23 protein-coding genes are annotated in these 22,582 nt (G+C 69.2%); 9 read left to right on the plus strand and 14 right to left on the minus strand.

Annotated features, from left to right (window positions below; all coding sequences use genetic code 11):
* Window position 1: 1 nt before the first annotated feature.
* The 3 genes from prcB to dop all read right to left on the minus strand — a co-directional run bounded on the left by prcB (window position 2) and on the right by dop (window position 2,991).
* Window positions 2-856, minus strand: a complete 855-nt coding sequence (gene prcB, locus ABZ803_RS02295) for a proteasome subunit beta (RefSeq protein ID WP_357031646.1) — start codon at window positions 854-856, stop codon at window positions 2-4.
* Window positions 853-1,047 (minus strand): ubiquitin-like protein Pup, encoded by a 195-nt coding sequence (locus tag ABZ803_RS02300; RefSeq protein WP_014986166.1) that lies wholly within the window; start codon window positions 1,045-1,047, stop codon window positions 853-855. The genes prcB and ABZ803_RS02300 overlap by 4 nt, the downstream gene beginning before the upstream one ends.
* Before the next feature lie 444 nt (window positions 1,048-1,491).
* Window positions 1,492-2,991 (minus strand): depupylase/deamidase Dop, encoded by a 1,500-nt coding sequence (gene dop / locus ABZ803_RS02305; protein WP_357031649.1) that lies wholly within the window; start codon window positions 2,989-2,991, stop codon window positions 1,492-1,494.
* A 121-nt stretch (window positions 2,992-3,112) separates the two neighbouring features.
* Between dop and ABZ803_RS02310 the strand changes: the two genes are divergently transcribed.
* From ABZ803_RS02310 to ABZ803_RS02330, 5 genes are all read left to right on the plus strand, one after another.
* Window positions 3,113-4,330: a DUF418 domain-containing protein gene (locus ABZ803_RS02310; RefSeq protein ID WP_357031652.1), complete on the plus strand. Its 1,218-nt coding sequence runs from the start codon at window positions 3,113-3,115 to the stop codon at window positions 4,328-4,330.
* A gap of 108 nt (window positions 4,331-4,438) precedes the next feature.
* A complete protein-coding gene (locus tag ABZ803_RS02315; RefSeq protein ID WP_357031655.1) occupies window positions 4,439-4,990 on the plus strand; it encodes an NUDIX domain-containing protein in 552 nt (183 codons plus the stop codon).
* A gap of 65 nt (window positions 4,991-5,055) precedes the next feature.
* Window positions 5,056-5,343, plus strand: a complete 288-nt coding sequence (locus ABZ803_RS02320) for a DUF427 domain-containing protein (protein ID WP_357031658.1) — start codon at window positions 5,056-5,058, stop codon at window positions 5,341-5,343.
* A 221-nt stretch (window positions 5,344-5,564) separates the two neighbouring features.
* Window positions 5,565-6,362 carry a helix-turn-helix domain-containing protein gene (locus ABZ803_RS02325; protein WP_357031660.1) on the plus strand — a complete coding sequence of 266 codons (798 nt, stop codon included), beginning with the start codon at window positions 5,565-5,567 and terminating at the stop codon, window positions 6,360-6,362.
* A 460-nt stretch (window positions 6,363-6,822) separates the two neighbouring features.
* On the plus strand, window positions 6,823-8,019 hold the full coding sequence (locus ABZ803_RS02330) for an Ig-like domain-containing protein (protein ID WP_357031663.1): 1,197 nt from the start codon (window positions 6,823-6,825) through the stop codon (window positions 8,017-8,019).
* A gap of 10 nt (window positions 8,020-8,029) precedes the next feature.
* Here ABZ803_RS02330 and ABZ803_RS02335 read toward each other — a convergent pair whose 3' ends face one another.
* On the minus strand, window positions 8,030-8,410 hold the full coding sequence (locus tag ABZ803_RS02335) for a nitroreductase family deazaflavin-dependent oxidoreductase (RefSeq protein ID WP_357031666.1): 381 nt from the start codon (window positions 8,408-8,410) through the stop codon (window positions 8,030-8,032).
* Between the two features lie 53 nt (window positions 8,411-8,463).
* Between ABZ803_RS02335 and ABZ803_RS02340 the strand changes: the two genes are divergently transcribed.
* Window positions 8,464-9,033 (plus strand): NUDIX domain-containing protein, encoded by a 570-nt coding sequence (locus ABZ803_RS02340; protein ID WP_357031668.1) that lies wholly within the window; start codon window positions 8,464-8,466, stop codon window positions 9,031-9,033.
* Window positions 9,034-9,052: 19 nt separating this feature from the next.
* Here the strand turns inward: ABZ803_RS02340 and ABZ803_RS02345 are convergent, their stop codons facing one another.
* Window positions 9,053-9,733, minus strand: coding sequence for a TIGR00266 family protein (locus tag ABZ803_RS02345; protein WP_040867188.1), 681 nt, complete (start codon window positions 9,731-9,733; stop codon window positions 9,053-9,055).
* Window positions 9,734-9,777: 44 nt separating this feature from the next.
* Entirely contained in the window at window positions 9,778-10,146 is a 369-nt protein-coding gene (locus ABZ803_RS02350; protein WP_357031672.1) for an arsenate reductase family protein, read from the minus strand.
* 102 nt (window positions 10,147-10,248) lie between these two features.
* Here ABZ803_RS02350 and ABZ803_RS02355 point away from each other — a divergent pair, with 102 nt between their 5' ends.
* Window positions 10,249-10,752 (plus strand): nitroreductase/quinone reductase family protein, encoded by a 504-nt coding sequence (locus tag ABZ803_RS02355; RefSeq protein ID WP_357031675.1) that lies wholly within the window; start codon window positions 10,249-10,251, stop codon window positions 10,750-10,752.
* Window positions 10,753-10,761: 9 nt separating this feature from the next.
* Here ABZ803_RS02355 and ABZ803_RS02360 read toward each other — a convergent pair whose 3' ends face one another.
* From ABZ803_RS02360 to ABZ803_RS02375, 4 genes are read right to left on the minus strand one after another with little or no spacing between them, the layout of a single operon-like run.
* Window positions 10,762-12,072, minus strand: a complete 1,311-nt coding sequence (locus ABZ803_RS02360) for an aspartate aminotransferase family protein (RefSeq protein WP_357031678.1) — start codon at window positions 12,070-12,072, stop codon at window positions 10,762-10,764.
* Between the two features lies 1 nt (window position 12,073).
* The gene (locus ABZ803_RS02365; RefSeq protein WP_357031681.1) at window positions 12,074-13,120 is read right to left on the minus strand and encodes a TIGR03842 family LLM class F420-dependent oxidoreductase; all 1,047 of its coding nucleotides are present in this window, start codon (window positions 13,118-13,120) and stop codon (window positions 12,074-12,076) included.
* Between the two features lie 33 nt (window positions 13,121-13,153).
* Entirely contained in the window at window positions 13,154-14,575 is a 1,422-nt protein-coding gene (gene hydA / locus ABZ803_RS02370) for a dihydropyrimidinase (protein ID WP_357031684.1), read from the minus strand.
* A 14-nt stretch (window positions 14,576-14,589) separates the two neighbouring features.
* Window positions 14,590-15,426 carry a nitrilase-related carbon-nitrogen hydrolase gene (locus ABZ803_RS02375; RefSeq protein ID WP_357031687.1) on the minus strand — a complete coding sequence of 279 codons (837 nt, stop codon included), beginning with the start codon at window positions 15,424-15,426 and terminating at the stop codon, window positions 14,590-14,592.
* 205 nt (window positions 15,427-15,631) lie between these two features.
* Here ABZ803_RS02375 and ABZ803_RS02380 point away from each other — a divergent pair, with 205 nt between their 5' ends.
* Entirely contained in the window at window positions 15,632-16,363 is a 732-nt protein-coding gene (locus tag ABZ803_RS02380) for a peptidylprolyl isomerase (RefSeq protein ID WP_357031689.1), read from the plus strand.
* A 59-nt stretch (window positions 16,364-16,422) separates the two neighbouring features.
* Here ABZ803_RS02380 and ABZ803_RS02385 read toward each other — a convergent pair whose 3' ends face one another.
* Window positions 16,423-17,604: a cation:proton antiporter gene (locus ABZ803_RS02385; RefSeq protein WP_357031692.1), complete on the minus strand. Its 1,182-nt coding sequence runs from the start codon at window positions 17,602-17,604 to the stop codon at window positions 16,423-16,425.
* Between the two features lie 4 nt (window positions 17,605-17,608).
* Window positions 17,609-18,091, minus strand: a complete 483-nt coding sequence (locus ABZ803_RS02390; protein WP_357031695.1) for a TrkA C-terminal domain-containing protein — start codon at window positions 18,089-18,091, stop codon at window positions 17,609-17,611.
* Between the two features lie 252 nt (window positions 18,092-18,343).
* On the opposite strand from ABZ803_RS02390, the gene ABZ803_RS02395 reads away from it, so the two are divergent.
* On the plus strand, window positions 18,344-20,401 hold the full coding sequence (locus tag ABZ803_RS02395) for an acyltransferase family protein (protein ID WP_357032640.1): 2,058 nt from the start codon (window positions 18,344-18,346) through the stop codon (window positions 20,399-20,401).
* A 7-nt stretch (window positions 20,402-20,408) separates the two neighbouring features.
* Here ABZ803_RS02395 and ABZ803_RS02400 read toward each other — a convergent pair whose 3' ends face one another.
* Both ABZ803_RS02400 and ABZ803_RS02405 read right to left on the minus strand, forming a co-directional pair.
* Window positions 20,409-21,932: a glycosyltransferase family 39 protein gene (locus tag ABZ803_RS02400; protein ID WP_357031698.1), complete on the minus strand. Its 1,524-nt coding sequence runs from the start codon at window positions 21,930-21,932 to the stop codon at window positions 20,409-20,411.
* On the minus strand, window positions 21,895-22,560 hold the full coding sequence (locus ABZ803_RS02405; protein ID WP_357031701.1) for a TetR/AcrR family transcriptional regulator: 666 nt from the start codon (window positions 22,558-22,560) through the stop codon (window positions 21,895-21,897). Before ABZ803_RS02405 ends, ABZ803_RS02400 begins: the two co-directional genes overlap by 38 nt.
* Between the last annotated feature and the right edge of the window lie 22 nt (window positions 22,561-22,582).

Raw genomic sequence — 22,582 nt, forward strand, 5'->3', positions numbered from 1 at the left:
CTCAGGCGGTCCCTTCTTCGGCGGCCTCACGGTCGGCGACGATTCCGCGAGTGATCTCCGCGAGCCGCGACTCGGTCACCTCGACCGCACCCTCCTCATCGATCACGATCGCCGTCGGGAAGATGCCGCGCACCAGATCCGGGCCACCCGTCGCGGTGTCGTCGTCGGCCGCGTCGTACAACGACTCGACGGCGATGCGCAGCGCGCGATCCTGATCGATTCCCTTGGCGTACAACTTCTTCAGCGCGGACTTCGCGAACACCGAGCCGGAACCGACCGCGGCGTACCCGAAACGCTCCTCGCTGCGTCCACCCACCACATCGAACGACACGATGCGACCCGCCTTGTCCGGGTCGGTGGCGTCCAGGTCGTAACCGACCAGCATCGGCACCACCGCCAGACCCTGCAGGGCCGCGGGCAAATTCTCGCGCACCATCTTCGACAGCTTGTTGGCCTTGCCGTCGAAGGTCAGCGGCACGCCCTCGAGCTTCTCGTAGTGCTCCAGCTCCACCGCGAAGATCCGCACCATCTCCACCGCCATGCCCGCGGTGCCCGCGATGCCCGCGGCGGAATAGCTGTCGGTGATGTAGACCTTTTCGATGTCTCGGCTGGCCAGCAGATTCCCCTGCGTCGCTCGCCGGTCACCGGCGATCAGCACACCGCCGCGATAACTCACCGCGACGATGGTGGTGCCGTGCGGGGCTATCTCCTTCGCGGAAGTGCCGCCGGATATTCCGGCGGCACCCTGTCCGAACCTGGTGGCAGGCAACAGGTCCGGAGCATGCATACGGAGATAGTCGGAGAAGGAAGAGAGGGCGTACCCCAGGTGGAGACGCGAGGGGTCACCGACTGTCACTGGCCACCTTTCTGCACGTACGCGCGGACGAAGTCCTCGGCGTTCTCCTCGAGCACGTCATCGATCTCGTCGAGCAGGTCGTCGGTTTCCTCCGCCAGCTTCTCGCGGCGCTCCTGACCGGCGGCATCCACACCGTCCGGGCCCTCGTCCTCGTCGCCACCCCCGGCGCGCTTGGTCTGCTCTTGTGCCATGGCAGCCGACCTCCTCTGTCCTCACCATGACCGGGACCCATCGTGAGCACGATCCCGATCATGAGCATTGTCCGTGCTCGTTCCTCAACACTACCTACCAGCACCGACAGTGTGCCTATTTTGCTGTGTCATCGGCCGCGCGGGCGCGGCGTGTTCGCGGCCGGTATTCGTTTTGCAGCACCTGCGGCGCTGCGTGTTCGCGGCCCGGCGTACAGGCCGAGCACCTGTGTCTCGCAGCCCCTGCTGGTGCGCGGGCAACGCGTTCGCCGAAGATTCGCGAGCGGGCACCCAGTGGCGCGACCGCCGACGCGGGGTCCGCGGTCGAGTACGACGCCTCGGTCTACGCCCTCGGCAGCATCGCCGATATCCAGCGCGTCCCCGGCGTCGCCGAACACGCGTAGCCCGGCCGACCCGCCGGATGGCCGGGACACGCGCTGCCGAAGACTACGTCGTGAGCTGTTCGACCAGGTCGGCGGCGGTGGTCACGCCGTCGAGGAGCTTGCCGACGTGGGCCTTGGTGCCGCGGCGGGGTTCCAGGGTGGGGATGCGGACCAGGGAGTCGCCGCCCAGGTCGAAGATCACCGAGTCCCAGCTGGCCGCCGCGATGTCGGCGCCGAAGCGGCGCAGGCATTCGCCGCGGAAGTAGGCGCGGGTGTCGGTGGGCGGGTTGGTCATGGCGTCGAGGACCTGTTGCTCGTTGATCAGGCGCTTCATCGAGCCGCGGGCGACCAGACGGTTGTAGAGGCCCTTGTCCAGGCGCACATCGGAGTACTGCAGGTCCATCAGGTGCAGCTTGGGGGCCGCCCAGCCGAGACCTTCCCGGCTGCGCATGCCCTCGAGCAGGCGCAGCTTGGCGGGCCAGTCGAGCAGGTTGGCGCACTCCATCGGATCGCGTTCGAGCAGGTCGAGCACCATCGCCCAGTTCTCGATGATGTCGTGGACGCGCTTGTCGTCGTTGCCGGTGCGGTCGACGAATTTCACCACCCGATCCAAGTAGACGCGCTGCAACGCGAGACCGGTCAGCTCGCGGCCGTCGGCGAGCGCGACGGTCGCCCGCAGCGTGGGGTCGTGACTGATCGTGTGCACCGCGGTGACCGGGCGCGCGAGTTGCAGATCCGACAGGTCCTCGCCCGCCTCGATCAGGTCGAGAACCAGGGCCGTTGTGCCGACCTTGAGGTAGGTCGACATCTCGGCCAGGTTGGCGTCCCCGATGATGACGTGCAGCCTGCGGTACTTGTCGGCGTCGGCGTGCGGTTCGTCGCGGGTGTTGATGATGCCGCGCTTGAGCGTGGTCTCCAGGCCGACCTCGACCTCGATGTAGTCCGAACGCTGGGACAGCTGGAAGCCCGCGTGGTCGCCGGATTGGCCGATGCCCACCCGGCCGGAGCCGCACACCACCTGCCGGGACACGAAGAACGGCGTGAGCCCGACGATGATCTGGTTGAACGGGGTGTCCCGGCTCATCAGGTAGTTCTCGTGGGTGCCGTAGGAGGCGCCCTTGCCGTCGACGTTGTTCTTGTACAGCTGCAGCCGCGGGGCCCCCGGCACGCTCGAGGCGTGCCGCGCGGCGGCCTCCATCACCCGCTCGCCCGCCTTGTCCCAGATCACCGCGTCCAGCGGGTCGGTGACCTCGGGCGCGGAGTATTCCGGGTGGGCGTGGTCGACGTAGAGCCGGGCGCCGTTGGTGAGGATCATGTTGGCGGCACCCACCTCGTCGGCGTCGATCACCGGCGCGGGCCCGTTCATCCGGCTCAGGTCGAATCCGCGCGCGTCGCGCAGCGGCGACTCCACCTCGTAGTCCCAGCGGGTGCGCTTCGCGCGCGGCACGCCCTCCGCCGCCGCGTAGGCCAAGACCGCCTGGGTCGAGGTGAGGATCGGGTTGGCCGACGGCTCGGTCGGGGTCGAGATGCCGTATTCGACCTCTATTCCGATGATGCGCTGCATGCTGTCGAGCCTATGCGACGCACCCGGCGCAACCGGTCGCGACCGGCGGAGTCCAATGTCATACCGCAGGTGGTACTTCCGGAGGACTCGTCGCGGCGCAGGTCGGCGCGATAGTCGGGACATGTCCGAATCGATCGCCGACCGCAGCGCGGCGGCCACCGAACAGCGCCGATCGGCGCCCGCGCCGCCCGCGCGCACCCGGCTCGTCACATTGGACGTGCTACGCGGGATCGCGATTCTGGGCACCCTCGGCACCAACATCTGGATCATGACCAACCCGCAGGGGTTGCTCGGCTACCTGCACGACCTGGGCGAGCAGGCCGGCGGATGGACGTGGACCGAGCGGGTGCTCCAGCAGGCGGCGCAGGGCAAGTTCCTCGGTCTGCTCACCGTCATGTTCGGCATCGGCCTGGCCATCCAGCAGCGCTCCGCGACGACGGCCGGGCGCCGCTGGCCGGGCGAGTACCCCTGGCGCGCGGGACTCCTGCTGCTGGATGGTCTGCTCAATTTCGTCTTCGTCGCCGAGTTCGACGTCCTGATGGGTTACGCGGTGACCGGACTCGTCGTCGCGTTCGTGCTCGCCACCGGCGAGCGTGCGCAGCGGCGCTGGCTGGTCGGCGCGGCGGCCGTGCACGTGTCGCTGTTGACGCTGATCGCACTGGCTCTGGTGTTCGCACCGCGCCGGGATGCGGCCGCACCTCCCGCGCTGGACCCGAATCCGTACGCGGAGGGCTCGTTCTGGGATCTCGCGCTGTTCCGGCTCGGCCACGCCGGGCTGTTCCGGGTGGAGGCGGTCTTCGTCTTCGCGATGTCGGTCGCGCTGTTCCTGACCGGCGCCCGGCTGTTTCGGGCCGGGGTATTCGACCCGGAGGGCGGCCGGATCCGGAAGCGGCTGATGATCCTCGGGTTCGGCGTGGCGGCGCCGATCGACTCGGCCGTCGGCCTCATCGGCGGCGGCGATCTCATCCTGTTCACCCGTTACGGCAGCGCCCCGTTCGTCGGTCTCGGCATTCTGGCGGCGGTCGCCGAGTGGTACCTGCGGCATCCTGTGGCCGGGTTCGCCGGGCGGCGCCTCACCGAGATCGGCCGCACCGCGCTCAGCTGCTACATCCTGCAGAACCTGGTGGCATCGATGCTCTGCTACGGCTGGGGTTTCGGACTCGCCACCCGCGTCTCACCCGGCGACCGCGTCCCGTTCACCATCGGCGTCTACCTGCTGGTGGCGGTGATCATCGCGAGCGGAGCGCACCTGTGGTTACGCCGCTTCGAGCGAGGGCCGGTGGAGTGGTTCTGGAACGTGAGCTACCGGACGCTGGCCCGGGAACGCCCACGGGCCTGACCATGCCGAGCGGCTCGGCGCCGAACTCGGCTGCGCCGCTGGGCTTGTCGCACCGGGGCGCGGACGAAAGGGCCGGACGCGGTGCTCGGTTGCCGTTACCGTCTTACTGTGACGCTCGCCGATCGCTACCCCTTGCTGCACACCCCGGCCCACTGGGCATGGGGTGATCTGGATGTGCGGTTCTCCACCACGCTCCCGTCCGACGAGCTGGTCACCAACATCCACGTGGTCTGCTTCGTCGGCGACGAGATCGTCCTGTGCCGCGACGATCGCGACGTCTGGCTGATTCCCGGCGGCACCAGGGAACACGGCGAGTCGATCGACGCGTGTGTACGCCGCGAACTACTCGAGGAGGCGGGAGCGCGCCCGATCGGACCGATCGCATGGTTCGGCGCCCACCACGCCACGAGCAACAGCGCCGCGCCCTATCGCGAGTGGCAGCCCCATCCGCACAAGGCGTGGCTCTGGTGCACCGCCGACGTGGTGCTCGATTCCGCGCCGACCAATCCCGACGACGCCGAGCAGATCCTCGAGGTACGCACTTTTCCGGTCGCCGAGGCGATGCGGCGGGCCGAATCCGACGGCGAGCACATGAGCGAACTCGTGGCGCTGGCCGTCGAGCTGCACCGGCCCGCGTCGCGGCCCGATCGTCCCGTGTGACCGCCCGGCCTCGGCCCGGCCTGTTCGCCCCCGCACCACCCACGGAATCGGGGCAGAATCGAAGGATGGCAACGGCAACTTGGCACGGCCGCGTCCTGGCGACCAGCAACGACACCATCCTCATCGAGGGAAACCACTACTTCCCGCCGGACTCCATCCAGCCGGAGTTCTTCCAGCCCTCCGATACGCACACCTACTGCCCATGGAAGGGCACCGCCAGCTACTACACGGTGGTGGTCGACGGAGACTCCAATACCGATGCCGCCTGGTACTACGCGGAGCCGAAGACCAAGGCGGCGCAGATCAAGGACTATGTCGCGTTCTGGCGCGGCGTCGAGGTGACCGAGAACTGACCGGCGGACTTTCGCTGCGAGCAATCGAGTAGCGAACTCATGATCGATGCCGGAATCCGGTCGTGAGGCCGTCCGGGCGGTGATCGGCGGGCCGGGTCGGCGGCACCGCGGGCCCGATCCCCGGCGACGGGCGGTAATCGGAGGAATCGGGAATACCGCCCGCGCGAAACCGATACGCTCATCCCAGGATTCAGCGCGAGTGTCTCAGCCGGGAGCATCCCATGATGAAGGCTCTGGTCACCAACGGCTTCTCGATGTCGCCTGTGGGCGCAGCGGACGAACCATCGCAGGCGGGTGTCGCGCTGCTGCGGCCCGGGGTCCTGGCTTTCGCCGGATCGATCGGTCCGTCGGAGTTGCACGCGCACCACGCGGTGCAGATCGTCGCCGCGAGCACTCCGATCGTGGTGGTGGACGGCAGCGGCGTCCGCAGGCAGGGCACCCACGTCATCGTGCCGACCGACGCACCGCACCGCATCGACGTGGGCGCCGCGCACGGCACGGCCGTCTACCTCGATCCCGAGACCGCCGCCGGTGCGGCGGCGGACCGCAGGGCCCATCTCAACGGCTGGGCCGACAGCACCGACACCCTGGGCATCACGGCCGGTAGCGGCGATCTGACCGCTCAGGTCACCGCCGTCGTCGACGAACTGCTGCCGCAGGACGCAGCGTCCGGCGCGGGCGAGCGGCACGCGGTGATCACGGCGGCCCTGCAACTGCTGCCCGCTCTGGTGCGCACGGGCTCCGTGCGCGGCTCGGACGTCGCTCGTCAACTCGGCATTCCGGCGCCCCGGCTCTCCCATCTGTTCACCGAGCAGATGGGAATCCCGTTGCGCCGCTACATCGTCTGGCTGCGGCTGCACATCGCGCGGACCCGCGCACTCGCCGGGGACGACCTCACGACCGCCGCGCACGCGGCGGGTTTCTCCGACGGCGCGGACCTCACCCGCACCTGCCGCCGGACTTTCGGGCTGCCGCCCTCGGTACTGAGCCGCACCGACGAATCGACTGCGGACGCGTAACTCTTCCGTCCGGCGACCGGCTCGCGCTCGCCCGTACTCGCCGAGCGTTCTTCTCCGTCGCGTAGGCCGATGCGACGATCCGGCAGCCACCGCCTCGACACCGGCGCCCGACCAGCTGCCGCCGTCACCGGTGATGGGGCAGAGTCTCCCGCCCGTGCAGTGCCGCCGGCGTGGCGGTGCGAGCACGTGGCCGGGGCAACGGGCTCGCAATAGGAGGTGCCCGAGGTGGCCGGGCCGGTCGCGGGCAGGCCGCCGGTGAGTGGAGTCGGCGCGAACATCTGATCCAGGTCCTGGCAGATCACCGTCGAGCGTCTGACGAGAACCCGGATCGATCGAGGAACGGTATCGGTTGTGCGGCGGATCGGTGGAGATGCTGGGCGTCGGTATCCCTGGCGGCGCTCAGCTGTCGCATGCTGACGGACGGAGGTCGGCCCAGCACCCCGGAGAAGGGAGATAGACGGTGGCATTGGGACGTCGTCGGCTGCTGATCGGCTTCGCCGGTGCGGGTGGCCTCGCCTTGGCCGGATGGGGGTGGACGCGAGAACTCGCGCCACCTCCCGTACCCGCCACAATCCGGTTCGACCCCGCACCCGGCGCACACGATGTCGAAGCACGCAGTCCCGGCACGATCACCGTCACCGACGGGACGCTGCGATCGGTCGAATGGACCGATGAAACGGGCAGATCGCTGCCGGGCGTACCGGCACCCGATCATCGGTCCTGGACCACCGCCGAACCACTCGGCTACGGACACACCTACACCGCGAAGGCCGTCGCTCACGGTGAGACCGGCGACGTCACCGCGACCACAACCTGCACCACGGTGGCACCGCGACAGCTCATCGACGTCTCCCTACGCTCCGCCAATCTCGTCGATCTGACCGAAAACGACAGCTACGGAGTAGGTTTCGTGCTCGTCGCCCATTTCGACGAACCCGTGGACCGGGCCGCCGTGGAACGCCACCTGAAGGTCATCACCGAGCCTGCCGTCGCCGGTGCGTGGTACTGGCTCGACGATCAGAACGCGCACTGGCGCCCGGAGCACTATCACGCACCGGGCACCAGGATCACGATCGCGGCCGAATTCTTCGGCCGCGCGCTGGGCGATGGCCGCTACGGCGCGCGCGACCAACGGGTTTCGGTGAATATCGGGCCCGCGCACATCGCGATCGCCGACGACGAGACCAAACAGATCGAGGTCTTCGACAACGGAAACCTCGTGCGCACCATGCCCACGTCGATGGGCATGGGCGGCACCACGGTCGTCGGCGGCAGAGTCATGTCGTTCTGGACTCGCCCGGGCATCTACACCGTGCTGGACCAGAATGATCCGGTGATCATGGATTCCGCCAGCTACGGCCTGCCCACCGGCTCCGCGCTCGGCTACCGCACGAGCATCAACCACGCGGTCCGCATCAGCCACGACGGAATCTTCGTGCACGAATTAGCCGCGAGCATGTGGGCCCAGGGCAACACCAACGTCTCACACGGCTGCCTGAACATCTCCCCTGCCGACGCCGCGTGGTTCTACGACTTCGTCATCCCCGGCGATGTCGTCGAGGTCCGCAACACCGGCGGCGACCCCCTCGACATCTGGCACAACGGCGATTGGAGTATCCCGTGGGCCGACTGGCTTCGCGGTGGCGCCCCCGCCTGACGGCAGCCTTTCACCCCGCCGGACGGGACTCGACGTAATAGTCCGCCGAGATCGTCTTCAGCACCTGCCGGACCCCCACCGGCGCCCATGCCGCGGCAGGGTCGCGCCGCACCACCGGATCGGTCAGTTCGACGACGTGACCGCGGGTTTCCACCGCGAATGTGCCCGCCGCGCTGATGTTCTTGACCCAGTCGACATTCCGGCCGTAGGTCAGCGCGATCCGGTACGCGCCGTCCTGCTCGAAGACCATGACCGGAGTGCGATAGGACCGTCCCGATTTCCGGCCCTTGTGCAGCACGATGCCGAAGCCGGGGGCGCGGCCCGCGACCAGGCCCGCGGTCGGATTGGTGACATGCCGGTTGAAATTCGCCAGTGCGTGCGGAAGCACCATGGGCGGCGATCCTCTCTCCCTGTGGCGTGCGGTGTTCACGTTACTCTCGATCCATGTCCGCTCCGCATCGTGCGTCGCCCCACGCCGGAGATCCGAGGGCAGAGTCGATCGCGGTCTACGACCGGGCCGGTAACCCGGTCGGCGAGGCCGAGCGGGCCACGGTCTATCGCGAGGGATTGTGGCACGCCAGCGCCGGTGTGCTCCTGCGGTCCGGTGACGGCGAGCGCGTCTATGTGCACCGTCGCACCGACACCAAGCTCGTTTTCGCGGGTATGCACGATTGCCTGGCCGGTGGTGTGGTCGCGGCGGGCGAAGCGCCGCGCGAGACGGCCCTGCGGGAATTGGCCGAGGAATTGGGTGTGACGCCGGACCCCCCCGAGCTGCCCTCGGAGCCGCTGGCGCGGGTCTCCTGGGACGGCGAATGGGACGGCCGGCCGATGCGATGCCACCTGTACGCGTACGAACTGCGCTACGACGGTCCCGTCCGTCACCAACCCGACGAGATCGCCGATGGATGGTGGTGGACCGACGCCGAGTTGCGCGCTCGTCTGGCCGATCCGGACTGGCCGTTCGTCCCCGACACCCGCCTGCTGGTCGGGGACCTGCTGGTGAGCGCCGGGTAATGGCAGGACGACGCCGTGATCAGCTGGGCGAGGCGGCCGACCCGGCCCAGGCGGCGAACGCGCCGGGATTGCGTGTCTGCAGCAGCACCCGGCCGGGGCCGGTGAAGTCGAAGACGAAGCCCTCGCCGGACTTCAACGACTGGATCGATCGACCCGAAACCGCCCGCCGGATGGTGAAATTCATCGCCAGGTCGTAGGCGACCACATGCCCGGTGTCGATCGTGATCGGTTCGCCCGGCTGCAAGTCGATCACATCGATCGCACCGAACACACCCACCACGATCTCGCCTTCGCCGTGCGCGCGCAGGCCGAACCCGCCTTCGCCGCCGAACAGGTTGGCGAAACCGCCCCACTTGCTCTCCACCTGCACGCCGTGCGAGTTGGCGATCCAGCCCCCGCGGCTGATGAAGAACGGCCGGTCCGGGGCGATCTGCAGATTGAGCACGTCACCGGGAAGCGCGGGCGCCACGTCGACCCAGCCGCCCTGCGGCGGCGCGGTGAACGTCGAGACGAAGAACGATTCCCCGGCCAGCACCGACCGCTTCAACCCCGCCAGGATGCCGCCCTCGGCCTTGGCCTGCAGCGTGACTCCCGCCGAATGGGCCACCATGGCGCCGCTCTCGACCCGCATCGGCTCGCCACCCGCGAGGAAGCAGCGCGCGATGGCGGCGGCCGGGCTGTGGCGCAGTTGTACCTTCATGCCCGCCGACCCTACCGCTGCGGCCTGCCCCGCGGGCACGGCCGTCAGAGCAGGTCGCGCAGCGCGGCGTCGTCGCGAGCCACGGCCGCCCCGCCGTCGGCGGTCAGCACGATCGGTCGCTGGATCAGTGCCGGATGTTCCACCAGTGCCTCGATCCAGCGGTCGCGGTCGGCGGCGGTCCGCGCCCAGCTCGCCATGCCGAGATCCTTGGCGGTCTGCTCGCCGGTGCGGGTGATGTCCCATGGCTCGGCACCCAGCCGCCGCAGCACCTCGCGCAGCTCGGCGGCAGTCGGCGGCTGGTCCAGATACTTCCGCACGGTGTAGTCGACACCGGCCTCATCCAGGAACGCGGTGGCGTTGCGGCTCTTGCTGCACCGCGGGTTGTGCCAGATCTCTGTTTGCCCGGAAGTCATACACGGAGGGTACCCAGGGCTCCCGCCGCCGCCATCCGGTGCCCATTCGCGGATCTCGGACGTCGTCCCGCGAAGTGCGGCGCGTACTCCGATACTGAAAGCATGAGTGAGCACGCATCGTCCGAAAACCCTTACGGCACACCGACCACGGCCGGTCCCGAACCCATCCCGTCGTACCAGGTCCTGATGAATCGGGTCGTGCGGACGCTGCTGCGCGTGCCGGGCATATCCGGCATCGTCGGCAAACGGCTGATGGTCCTGCACGTCGTCGGACGCAAGTCCGGGAAGGTCTACGATGTGCCGCTGGCCTACACCCGGCACGGTGACAGCCTGCTGATCGGCACCGCCCTGCGTCCGTGGGTGAAGAACCTGCGGGCGGGTGATCCCGTGCGGGGCTCCTTCGGCGGCGAACCGCGCACCTTCGTCCCGGTCGTCCACACCGCCGAGGCCGACGTGCTGCGGCTCTACGAGATCGTCGCGCGGGACAACAAGCAGAACGCGAAATACAACGGAATCGGCTTCACCGCCGACGGTTCGCCCTCCAAGGCCGACATCTACCAGACCTGGCAGCAGGGCGGCGCGGTGGTGGAACTGACGCCGCACTGAGCGGGCGGGTCAGTTCCGGACGTAGCCGTCGGCGACGTCGAGCACTTCGTCGACGATCTCCAGGCCGGTGCGCAGTTCGTCGGCCGTCGTGGTGAGCGGCGGCGCGATCTGGAAACGGTTGCCCGCGTTGAACGGCCACAGCCCGCGCGCCTTGGCCGCGGCGGTGACCGTGAGCATCGGTTCGGCGTCCGCGCCCGTCGCCGCGAACGGGATCAGCGGTTCCCCGCTGCGCTGATCCCGAACCAGCTCGAGCGCCCAGAAGAACCCCAGTCCACGGACCTCGCCGACGCTCGGATGGCGAGCCGCCAACTCGCGCAGGCCTTTTCCGAGCACATCGGCGCCCACCGAACGCACGTGATCCAGAATTCCCTCACGCTCGAACACCGCGATCGAAGCGACGCCTGCCGCGCAGGCCAAGGGGTGCCCCGCGTAGGTGAGGCCGCCCGGATACACCACATGGTCGTAGCGCTGCGCGATGCGTTCGGCCATGAGTACGCCCCCGAGCGGGACATAGCCGGAGTTCACCCCTTTGGCGAAGGTGATGATGTCCGGCTCGATACCGAACGCCTGCACCGCGAACCATTCACCCACCCGGCCGAACCCGACCATCACCTCGTCGGCGATGTAGACGATGCCGAACTCGTCGCACAGCGCTCGCACGCCCGCGAGGTAACCGGGCGGCGGGACGAGCACACCGTTGGTGCCCACCACCGTCTCCAGGATCAGCCCGGCGATGTTCTGCGGACCCTCCAGCTCGATCACCTGCCGCAGGTGCGCCAGCGCGGCGGCCGTCTCCTCCTCCGGACCGGCCGTGCCCCAGGGCGATCGATACGGGTAGGGCCCGAAGAACCGCACCACGTCGACGTTGGTCGGCTCCGCGCCCCAGCGCCGCGGTTCCCCAGTGAGGCCGATCGCCACCCCCGTGCCGCCGTGGTAGGAGCGGTAGGCCGCGAGCATTTTCGTGCGCCCGGTGTAGCTTCGCGCCAGGCGCACCGCGTGTTCGACGGCCTCCGCGCCGCCCGTGGTGAACAGAATCCGGTTCAGCTCGCCCGGAGCCCGCTCGACGATCAGCCGGGCCAGTTCACTGCGTACGTCGTTGGCGACGGTCGGCGAGATGGTCGCCAACCGCTGCGCCTGGGCGACGATCGCGGCGACGATGTCCGGGTGCTGGTGACCGATGTTCACGTTGACCAGCTGTGAGGAGAAGTCCAGGTAGCGCTTGCCCGTGTCGTCCCAGAAGTAGGAGCCGAACGCCCCGGTGATGGGGGCCGGGTTCAGCTCGGCCTGGGCACTCCAGGGATAGAAGACGTGATCGACCACGCTAGTCGCTCCCTTCGGTGGACTGGGTAGCGGTCACGAGGGGAGCGAGACGAGGCAGCACCGATTCACCGTACGCCTGCAGGGTCGCGGTTTTCGCGTCGTGCTGGAGATAGACGGCGAATTGGTCCACGCCGAGTTCCGCGAGGCCGCGCAGCCGGGACAGCTGGTCGTCGGGCGTGCCCAGCAGGCAGAAGCGGTCCACGATGGCGTCGGGTACGAATTCGGCGTGCACGTTGTCCGCGCGTCCGTGCTGGTTGTAGTCGTAACCTCGCCTGCCTTCGACGTAGTCGGTGAGGGCGGCCGGAATATCGCCCGTCGTCCCGTATCTCGCGACGATCTCCGCCACGTGGTTGCCGACCATCGCGCCGAACCATCGGCACTGTCGGCGCGCGTGCGCCAGCGCCGCGTCCGTCCCGTCGGTGACGTAAGCCGGCGCGGCGACGCAGATCCGCACCGCCGCCGGGTCCCGGCCCGCGCGCTCGGCCGCCGCGCGCACCCGCGCGATGGTCCACGCGGTGATGTTCGGGTCGGCCAGCTGCAGGATGAAGCCGTCCGCGACCGCGCCGGTCAAGTCGAGAGCGCGTGGCCCGTAGCCCGCTACCCATACCTCCAGCCGCGAGTCGGCCGCCCACGGCAGCCGGACCACCGTGTCATCGATTCGCGCGCTGCGCCCGTTGCCCAGCTCCCGGATCACCTCCACCGCTTGCCGCAGCGTTGCCAGGGAGGCGGGTTTCTCGCCTTGCGTGCGCACCGCCGAGTCACCGCGGCCGATCCCGCACAGTGTGCGGTTGCCGAACATCTCGTTGAGCGTGGCGAAGGTCGACGCGGTCACCGTCCAATCCCGGGTGGACGGGTTGGTCACCATCGGACCGACCATCACCCTGCGGGTGGCGGCCAGGATCTGGCTGTAGATGACGTACGGCTCCTGCCAGAGCAGATGCGAGTCGAAGGTCCAGACGTGGGAGAACCCGTAAGTCTCCGCGAGCCTGGCCAGTTCGATCACCCGCGAGGCCGGGGGCGTGCATTGCAGCACCAGACCGATGTCCATGCGGCACTCTCCGTTCGAGGATCGAAAGGCGCGTCAGATCAGGTTCTGCGAGAGGTCACGCTTGACGAACCGGCCGTGTCCCGCGCGACCGAGATAGCCGCCGCCGTCCACGACCACCCGGCCCCGGGACAGCACCGTGTCGACGTGGCCGTCGATCTCGAATCCCTCGTAGGCCGAGTAGTCCATGTTCATGTGGTGGGTCTTGCCGAGACCGATGCTGGTGTGGCCGTCCGGGTCGTAGATGACGATGTCGGCGTCCGCCCCCGGGCTGATCACTCCTTTGCGCGGGTACATGCCGAACATCCGGGCCGGCGCGGTGCAGCAGACCTCGACCCAGCGTTCCAGCGAGATCCGCCCGCTCCGGACGCCCTGGAACATCAGGTCCATCCGATGCTCGACGCCGCCGATGCCGTTGGGGATCTTGCTGAAGTCGCCGAGACCCAGCTCCTTCTGGTCCTTCATGCAGAACGGGCAGTGGTCGGTGCCCACGGTCGTGACGTCACCGGTGCGCAGATAGCGCCACAGTTCGTCCTGATGCCCCTCGGCCTTCGATCGCAGCGGTGTCGAGCACACCCACTTCGCGCCTTCGAAACCCGCTGCGCCCAGCTGGTCTTCGAGCGAGAGGTACAGGTACTGCGGGCAGGTCTCGCCGAAGACGTTGCGTCCGGCGTCGCGGGCGGCGGCGATCTGGGCCAGCGCCTGCCGGGCCGACACATGCACCACATACAGCGGCGCGCCCGTCAGCTCGGCCAGCATGATCGCGCGGTGGGTGGCCTCCTCCTCCAGCTGCCACGGTCTGGTCGTGCCGTGGAAGTACGGCGCGGTCTGCCCGCGCGCGAGGGCCTGCTCGACCAGCACATCGATGGCGATCCCGTTCTCGGCGTGCATCATCAGCAGCGCACCCAGCTCGGCCGCGGACTGCATGGCGCGCAGTATCTGGCCGTCGGTGGAGTAGAAGACACCGGGGTAGGCCATGAAGAGTTTGAAACTGGTGACACCCTCGGCCACCAATTCGCTCATTCCCTTCAGGGACTCGTCGTCGACCTGACCGATGATCTGGTGGAAGCCGTAGTCGATCGCGCACTGTCCGGCGGCCTTCGCATGCCAGGCGGCCAGGGTGTCCTGCACCCGCTCCCCCGGCTTCTGCACGACGAAGTCGACGATGGTGGTGGTGCCGCCCCAGGCGGCGGCGCGGGTGCCGGTCTCGAAGGTGTCGGAGGCTCGGGTCCCGCCGAAGGGCATCTGCATGTGGGTGTGGCCGTCCACACCGCCGGGGATGACGTATCTGCCGGTCGCGTCGAGCACCCGATCGGCGGAGGCGGCGAGGTCCGCGCCCAGCGCGGCGGAGCCCGGCTGGAGGACGGCGACGATGGTCTCGCCCTCGACGAGCACGTCGAGCGGCTGCGATCCGGTGGCGGAGACGACCGTGCCGCCGTGGATGAGAGTGCGCGCCATGTCGTTCCCCGGTCTCAGGGGGCCACCAGCGGCCCGTAGGCGTCGGGGCGGCGGTCGCGGTAGAAGGCCCAGCGATCGCGCACCACCTTGATCAGGTCCATGTCCAGATCGCGGACGACCAGCTCGGGGTCGGTGTCGGAGGCGACGTCACCGACGAACTTGCCTTCCGGGTCGACGAAGTAGCTGGTTCCGTAGAAGTCGTCGTCGCCGTACTCCTCGACGCCGACGCGGTTGATGGCGCCGATGAAATACTCGTTGGCCACCGCTGCCGCCGGTTGTTCCAGTTTCCAGAGGTAGCCGGACAGACCCCGCGAGGTGGCCGACGGGTTGAACACGATCTCCGCCCCGGACAGGGCCAGCGCGCGCCAGCCTTCCGGGAAGTGCCGGTCGTAGCAGATGTACACGCCGACTCTGCCGACCGCGGTGTCGAACACCGGCCAGCCGAGGTTGCCCGGGCGGAAGTAGAACTTCTCCCAGAACCCGTGCACGTGCGGCAGGTGGTGTTTGCGGTACTTACCGAGATAGCTGCCGTCGGCGTCGAGCACCGCGGCCGTGTTGTACAGCAGGCCCGGCTGTTCCTGCTCGTACACCGGCAGAATCATCACCAGGCGCAATTCCTTCGCCAGCGCGGCGAATCGCTCCGTGGTCGGCCCTGGGACGGATTCGGCGTAGTCGTAGAACCCGGTGTCCTGCCGCTGGCAGAAATAAGGCCCGTAGAACAGCTCTTGGAAGCAGATCACCGCGGCCCCCTCCGCGGCGGCCCGGCGCGCGTACGCCTCGTGCGCCTTCAGCATCGACTCTTTGTCGCCGGTCCAGTTCGTTTGGACCAGCGCCGCTCGAACGATTCCCATGCTTTGTTATACGTCACCGGGAACAAATTCTGTTGTCCAACAAGTTGCCGGAAACATTTTGTGGCCGATCTGCGGCCATCGCAGGCCCTGGCTTCGGACCGCGCAGGCGGAAATCGAGCCGTACTCCCCCACCACTGCGGGGGAGATGGAATGATTCGCGCTGCATCGTCCGGTGCGCAACCCCGAGTGAAGGAGCTTTTCAGCGGTGAGCAGCGAAGTGCAAGCGCGAGAACTCGTCAACGGCCGGCGCGCGGGGCGCCGGAGCCTACCGTGGCGATCGCTGCGGATCCTCGGGGTACTCGCCGTGGGCGTGACGCTGGTGGCGTCCGCGACGGGTGTCGTCTCGGCGACCCCCGCGCCTGCTCGCGAGCAGGGCCCGGCCGGCTGCGGCGCGCCGGCCGCCGGTCAGCCGAACGGCAAGCAGTGGCCCGCCGAACCCGGCATGACCATCGACGCCAACGCCGGATACACCGCGACGCTGACCACCAGCTGTGGCACCGTGACCATCGCCCTCGACGCGGCCCGCGCGCCACGCACGGTCAACTCGTTCGTCTTCCTGGCCGGTGAGCAGTTCTTCGACCACACGAAGTGCCATCGGGTGACCACCGAAGGCATCTACGTCCTGCAGTGCGGCGACCCGACCGCCACCGGCATGGGCGGCCCCGGTTACTTCTTCCCCGACGAGAACCTGGCGGGCGCCACCTACCCGGCCGGTACGGTCGCCATGGCGAACGCCGGGCCCGGCACCAACGGCAGCCAGTTCTTCCTGGTCTACCGCGACGCGCCGCTGCCGCCGAGCTACACCCCGTTCGGACGGGTCACCGCGGGCATGGATGTTCTGTCGTCCATCGCCGCCGCGGGCGTCAAGGACGGCTCGTCCGACGGCGAGCCCGCCGTCGAGGTCGTGCTGAATTCCGTCGCCGCCGGACGGAACTGAATCCCGCCGCGGTGGCGGTGCGCTCCGGCGTCGCCACCGCGGGTTCAGCCCGCTGTCGGTCAGGACACGCCGGCACGCCGCCGCAGCACCAGCGCCATGACCGGCTCGACGAACCGGCTGGCGACCGGACCCAGAACCGCCATCAACAGCACGTAGGTGGTGGCCAGGGCGGCGAATTCGGCGGGAACCGCACCCGCGGCGACGGCGAGTCCCGCGATGACGATGGAGAACTCGCCGTGGGCGACCAGCGCGGTGCCCGCGCGCGCCCGGCCGAGGCGGCCCGCACCGGCCCGCTTGGCCGCCCACCAGCCGGTGGCGATCTTGCTGGCCGTGGTGACGAGCGCCAGCAGGCAAGCCCAGCCCAGCACCGGCGGGATGCTCGCCGGGTCGGTGCTCAGGCCGAACAGCACGAAGAACAGCGCGGCGAACAGATCGCGCAGAGGTTCGAGCAGTTTGGTCGCGTTGTGCGCGGTCGAGTCCGAGATCGCGATGCCCAGCAGGAAGGCGCCCACCGCCGCGGATACCTGGACCGCGGAGGCCGCGCCCGCCACCAGAAGCGCGGATCCGAGCAGCTTCAACAGGAAGATCTCGCGGTCGGCACTGTCGACGATCGCGGAGACGTAGCGGCCGTAGCGCAGCGCGACGATCAGCACGACGGTGACCGCCGCCAGGGCGATGCCCAGTGTCTTCAGTCCGGCGACGAAGCCCACACCGGCCAGTACCGCCGTCAGCACGGGCAGGTATCCGGCCATCACCAGGTCCTCGAACACCAGGATGGACAGGACCACCGGCGTTTCGCGGTTACCGAGCCTGCCCAGATCGTTGAGCACCTTCGCGACGATGCCCGAGGACGAGATGTAGGTCACGCCGGCCATGGCGATGGCGCCGGTGAACCCCCAGCCCAGCCCGAACGCGACGAGCACACCCGGCGTCGCGTTGAGCACGAGGTCCAGCACGCCCGCGGCCCACGATCGGCGCATGCCGGTGACCAGTTCCGGTGCGCTGTATTCCAGGCCGAGCAGCAACAGCAGCAGGACGACGCCGATCTCGCTGGCGAGGTGGATGAAGTCGTCCACCTGCCGCAACTCGACCAGGCCGCCGGTGCCGAACACCAGCCCGCCGATCAGGTACAGCGGGATGGGCGACATGCCGATGCGCGCGGCGATCCGCCCGAGCAGGCCGAGGCCGAAAAATACCGCGCCCAGCTGGATCAGCGCGAGCGCGGTCTCGTGTGCCACCATGCGCTCAGCCGTCTAACAGGATCTTGGCGGCGGCCTCCAGGCCCTCCGCGGTGCCGACGACGACCAGCACGTCCCCCGCGGTGAAGGTGAAGTCCGGTCCCGGGGAGGGAATGGGCTGCCCGCTGCGCACCACCGCGACGATGGACGCCTTGGTCCGGGTACGCATCTGGGTCTCGCCCAGCATGCGACCGTCGAAGCGGGACCGGTCCGGGATGGACAGCTGACGGGTGGTGAGGCCGGTGAACTCCCGGTGTTCCTCGCGCAGCTGCTCGACCAGTTGCGGCGCGCCGAGCAGGCTGGCCAGCACCGCCGCCTCCTTCGCCGTCAGCGGTACCTGTTCGGTCTCGTCGGGGTCGTCCGGCTTGCTCACGATGAGGTCCATCGTGCCGTCGCGATGGTTGATCACTCCTATCCGGCGTCGTGTATTGGTCAGCGGGAAATCCTTACGCACACCGATACCCGGCAGGGGTGTCACCTCAACGTTCACGACTCCACCCTAACGACCGGCCTCGGCCGGCCGATCTAGGGGTGCCCGAATTGTCCGGATTAAGCGGCTGTTTTCGCACGGTAGCCCGGCCCCGTGAGTTGGACCATGGTTCACCGCCCGTGGTAAGAGAGATGACGTGTCCCGTACATCGTCCCGTTGCCGAGCCGTCGCATTCCGTTGCCGCGGCGACCGCGCCGTGCGCGTCCGGTGACGGTCGCCCGAGCGGTGAACCGGCTCCTCCGGCCGGGTGCGATCGCCCCGGCGGGGCAGCAGGGGGGCGCCGGTGGATACCGGCACGATCTGGACGGGTTGCGCGGCGTGGCGATAGCGCTGGTCGTGGCGTTCCACATCTGGTTCGGGCGGGTCTCGGGCGGCGTGGACGTGTTCCTGGTGCTGTCCGGCTTCTTCTTCACCGGCTCGCTGGTGCGCGGGGCGGAATCCACCGGCACCGTCCGCGTCCTCCACACCGCGGGCAGGCTCGCCCGTAGATTGCTGCCCGCGCTGGTGACGCTTCTGGCAGCCGTGGTCGCGGCGACTGTGCTGCTGCGCCCGTTCACCCAGTGGGGCGAGATGGCGGCGCAGACGCTGGCGTCGCTGCTGTACTACCAGAACTGGTATCTGGCGCTGTCCTGGTCGGATTATCTGGCCGCCGATCCGTCGGTGAGCCCGCTCCAGCACCTGTGGTCGATGGCCGTGCAGATGCAGTTCTACCTGCTCGCCATCCTCGTCGTGGCGTCGGCGGCGGCCCTGTGCCTGCGTTTCGCCCGCCCCGGGGCGCTGCGCCCCATGCTGGCCGTCCTGCTCGTCGCGGGCACGGTGGCCTCGTTCGTCTACGCCGCGCACGGCACCGCGGTGCAGCAGGGCTGGAATTATTACGACAGCTTCGCCCGCGCCTGGGAGTTGTCGGCCGGCGGCCTGCTGGCGATCGTGGCGCCCTGGCTGAAACCGCCGCGCCCGGTGCGGGTCGCGGCGGCCGTCCTCGGTGCGGTCATGGTGCTCGCCTGCGGATGGCTGATCGACGGCGCCGACCGGTTTCCCGGTCCCGCCGCGCTGGTGCCGGTCGGCGCCACGCTGGCGCTGATCCTCGCGGGCGGCGGCCTGACCGCCGCCGAGCAACCGCTGCCCAACCGGCTGCTCGGCGCGGCGGCCGCGGTCCGTCTCGGCGAACTGTCCTATGCGCTGTACCTGTGGCATTGGCCGATCCTGATCTTCGTGCTGGCGCGGACCGGAGCCGCGACCGCCGGCCTCGGCGTCGGCCTGGGGGTGATCGGCGCGTCGCTGGTGCTCGCCTACCTGACGAACCGGTTCGTCGAGGAGCCGCTGCGGATGCGGTCCGGCCGCTCGGCGCGCGAGACACCCGTCCGCCCCCGCCACACCGGCCGGCTGGTCGCGGCGCTGGGCATCGCGGTGCTCGCGGTGTCGCTCGGGGAGCAGGTGGCGACCAGGGCCAATCCGCCGCGGGCGGTGACGGCGCTGGAACCGGTGCACTATCCCGGCGCGGAGGCGCTGGTCGGCGGCGCGAGCACGCCCGAGGCTCCGATGCGGCCGACCATGTACGAAGCTCCGGCGGACGCCGCCTACCCGTCTCGCGACGGCTGCATCGCGGACTGGGACACCCGCGACGTCATCACCTGCACCTACGGGGATGCCCACGCGGAGCGGACCCTCGCGGTGGTGGGCAGCTCGCACGCCGAGCACTGGGTGCCTGCCCTGGACCTGCTCGCTCGCGAGCACGCCTTCCGGGTCGAGGTGTATCTGAAGATGGGCTGCCCGCTGACGGTGGCGGCGGAGCCGATGTACAAGGGCGAAGCGAATCCGGATTGCCGCGACTGGTCGGTGGAGGTGATCGACCGCTTGGCCGTCGAACGCCCGGAGTGGGTCTTCACGACGGCGACCCGGCCGCGAGACGGCGACGGCGACGAGACCCCGGGCGACTACCTGGACGTCTGGGCCCGGCTGGCCGACCGTGGACTCAACGTGCTCGCCATTCGCGACACACCATGGCTGCGCCGCGACGGGGTGCGGTACCGGGCCATCGACTGCCTCGCCCAGCAGGGCGACCGGATCAGCTGCGGCATGCCGCGCGCGGCCGCGCTGAATGCCGTCAACCCGGCACTGGAGTTCGCCGCCTCGTTCCCCAACGTGTTCCCGGTGGATCTGTCCGACGCGCTGTGTGAACGCGACGTCTGCGCGGTCGCCGAGGGCAACATCCTCATCTACCACGACGAGCATCACCTCACCGCGAGCTATTCGCGCTCGCTCGCACCGGAACTCGGCAGGCGCTTGTCGCCGATCCTCGGCTGGTGGTGAAGCGGAATCAGTTCAGCCGCAACATGTCCGGCCAGGCCCGCGACCACGGCGCATGCGGTCGCGCGCAGCGCCAGAGGGTGACCGCGCGAGTAACGCCGGGAAATCCGAGCCGGGCGTCGACGTGCCCGATCGCGCTCACCTCCCCGCAGCGCGCCAGCACATCGGCCTCGGTGCCGCCCACCCACAGCACCGTGGTCGCCGTGTCCGGCGGGGCACCGAAGTATCCGAAACCGCGGTTCGGGCTGTACACGGCGGGCAAGCCGGATGCCGCGCGATCGACGTCCAGAGCGCTTGCCTGCCAATAGGAATCGGCGATCACCACCGTCACCGCCCGCTCCTGTTCGGGCAGCGCCCGGTACGCGGATGCCACACCCGTCGCGAGCTCCGGCCACCCGAATCGCCCGTATACCGCGATTTCCAGCCCCGCCTCGGCCTGGTCGGCGACCGGTTCGATGTCCGCCTCCGGACGCAGCGGCAGCGAGAACACCAGCAGTGCGGCGGAGATCGCCAGCACCGGGGTGGTGAGCAGCACCCGCGAGCGCCGCATATTCTCCGTCCAGCGCACCGCGCCCGCCGCGATCAGCACCCCATAGCAGCCCGCCGCGTAGTACGGACGTCCGTTGGTCGCGATGAAGACGACCACCAGCACCAGCGGCAACAGCCCGAGAAATCGGTAGGGCCGCCAGTTCTCCGCCCGCAACAGCGTCCACACGCCGTAGATCAGCAGTATGCCGCCGAGCAAGCCTGCCGAGGCGAGCGCCAGCGGCAGCCAGACAGCCCGGCCGCCGATCGTGGCCTGCTCGGCGGCGACCACACCACTCAGACGCAGCTGCGGCCAGCCGTGCGCCGCCTGCCACGCCAGGCTGGGTGCCGAGATCAGCGCGACGACCCCGCCGCCGTACCACAGCGCCGGGCGGCGCGGCAGCTCACGCGGCCCGTAGACCGCCACGCCGACCGCGAGCGCGATCCAGAAGAACGGGATCAACCACTTGACCTGCATATCCAGCGCGGTGACCAGCCCCGAGGCGAACAGCAGGCCGTCGCGGCGGGTGCGGACCCAGCGGACCACCAACCAGCTCACCACCACCCACAGCGCCGTGTCGATCGTGTTGGTGGCCAGCAGACTGCCCTGCACCAGTAGGAAGGGTGAGGTGGCGTAGGCGGCCGCGGTCAACATCTGCGCCGCGCGGCCGCCGCCGAACTCCCGGGCGATCTGCGCGGTCACCAGCACGGCCGCCACGGTGACCAGCACGGCCGGAAGACGCAGCGCCACCAGCGAACCGGGGGCGACCAGGTCCATCGTCCCAGCGATCGCGGGCAGCAGCGGCCCCTGGTCGGCGTAGCCGGCCGCGAGCCTGCGCCCGGCCGCGACGAAATACAGCTCGTCACCGAAGAATCCGTACTGCCCGATGGAGACGAGCAGCGCCAGCGCACCCAGCGCCGCCACCGCTCCCACGCCGCCGAGGGCGAACGGCGGTAGCGGTTCGCCGGAATCAGTCGGCCGCCGTGGAACATTCAGCACGTCGGTCATCTTCGCCTGCCTTCCGCGTCGCTGTGTCGAACAGCCCGCACAGATGCGCCGAGTAGGCGTCCATCGCGAAATCCGGCTCCCGCACGGCGCGCCCGGCCGCGCCGTCGATGGCGTCGCGGATCGACTTGGCCATCAGCAGCGGATCGAACTCGCCGAACTCCCCGGTGCGTTGTCCTTCGGTCATGATCTCGACCAAGGGGGCGATGATGTCACGCTCCCCGTCGGCGGAGGCGAATTTCGGTTTACCCTCCGCGTCCCGCAGATTCGTCACGACATCCACCAGCGCGGCCACGTAGGTGGTGTTCGCCGCGATGAAGCCGAGGTTCGATTCGAGGTAGGCCAGCAGGCTTGCGCGCGCCCCGGCCGCCGCGCCCACCCGCGGGGCGATGTACTCCGCGGCCGAGACGTACAGCTGGATGACCAGCTGCGTCATCAGGTCGTCCTTGCCCTCGAAGTGGTAGGAGATGACGCCTTTGGAGATTCCCGCACGCTCGGCGATGCGCGCCAGCGAGGCGTTGGTGTACCCGGCCTCGGAGATCACCTCCACCGCCGCGGCGATGATCTGCCTGCGCCGCGCCTCTTCGATGAACGACTTACGTTGGCCACCCGTATCAATTTCTGGTCGCATGGACAAATTTTAGCACGAGCGG

The sequence above is a fragment of the Nocardia sp. NPDC047648 genome (assembly GCF_040642815.1).
GTDB lineage: Bacteria > Actinomycetota > Actinomycetes > Mycobacteriales > Mycobacteriaceae > Nocardia > Nocardia gamkensis.

Excerpts from the sequence above, each read along its gene's own strand:
- ABZ803_RS02365 (WP_357031681.1), bottom strand. The coding sequence starts at position 13,120 with ATGGACATCGGTCTGGTGCTGCAATGCACGCCCCCGGCCTCGCGGGTG.
- hydA (WP_357031684.1), bottom strand. The coding sequence starts at position 14,575 with ATGGCGCGCACTCTCATCCACGGCGGCACGGTCGTCTCCGCCACCGGA.
- ABZ803_RS02300 (WP_014986166.1), bottom strand. The coding sequence starts at position 1,047 with ATGGCACAAGAGCAGACCAAGCGCGCCGGGGGTGGCGACGAGGACGAG.
- ABZ803_RS02320 (WP_357031658.1), top strand. The coding sequence starts at position 5,056 with ATGGCAACGGCAACTTGGCACGGCCGCGTCCTGGCGACCAGCAACGAC.
- ABZ803_RS02345 (WP_040867188.1), bottom strand. The coding sequence starts at position 9,733 with ATGAAGGTACAACTGCGCCACAGCCCGGCCGCCGCCATCGCGCGCTGC.
- ABZ803_RS02325 (WP_357031660.1), top strand. The coding sequence starts at position 5,565 with ATGATGAAGGCTCTGGTCACCAACGGCTTCTCGATGTCGCCTGTGGGC.
- ABZ803_RS02405 (WP_357031701.1), bottom strand. The coding sequence starts at position 22,560 with ATGCGACCAGAAATTGATACGGGTGGCCAACGTAAGTCGTTCATCGAA.
- ABZ803_RS02375 (WP_357031687.1), bottom strand. The coding sequence starts at position 15,426 with ATGGGAATCGTTCGAGCGGCGCTGGTCCAAACGAACTGGACCGGCGAC.
- ABZ803_RS02340 (WP_357031668.1), top strand. The coding sequence starts at position 8,464 with ATGTCCGCTCCGCATCGTGCGTCGCCCCACGCCGGAGATCCGAGGGCA.
- ABZ803_RS02355 (WP_357031675.1), top strand. The coding sequence starts at position 10,249 with ATGAGTGAGCACGCATCGTCCGAAAACCCTTACGGCACACCGACCACG.
- ABZ803_RS02400 (WP_357031698.1), bottom strand. The coding sequence starts at position 21,932 with ATGACCGACGTGCTGAATGTTCCACGGCGGCCGACTGATTCCGGCGAA.
- ABZ803_RS02335 (WP_357031666.1), bottom strand. The coding sequence starts at position 8,410 with ATGGTGCTTCCGCACGCACTGGCGAATTTCAACCGGCATGTCACCAAT.
- ABZ803_RS02350 (WP_357031672.1), bottom strand. The coding sequence starts at position 10,146 with ATGACTTCCGGGCAAACAGAGATCTGGCACAACCCGCGGTGCAGCAAG.
- ABZ803_RS02385 (WP_357031692.1), bottom strand. The coding sequence starts at position 17,604 with ATGGTGGCACACGAGACCGCGCTCGCGCTGATCCAGCTGGGCGCGGTA.
- dop (WP_357031649.1), bottom strand. The coding sequence starts at position 2,991 with ATGCAGCGCATCATCGGAATAGAGGTCGAATACGGCATCTCGACCCCG.
- ABZ803_RS02310 (WP_357031652.1), top strand. The coding sequence starts at position 3,113 with ATGTCCGAATCGATCGCCGACCGCAGCGCGGCGGCCACCGAACAGCGC.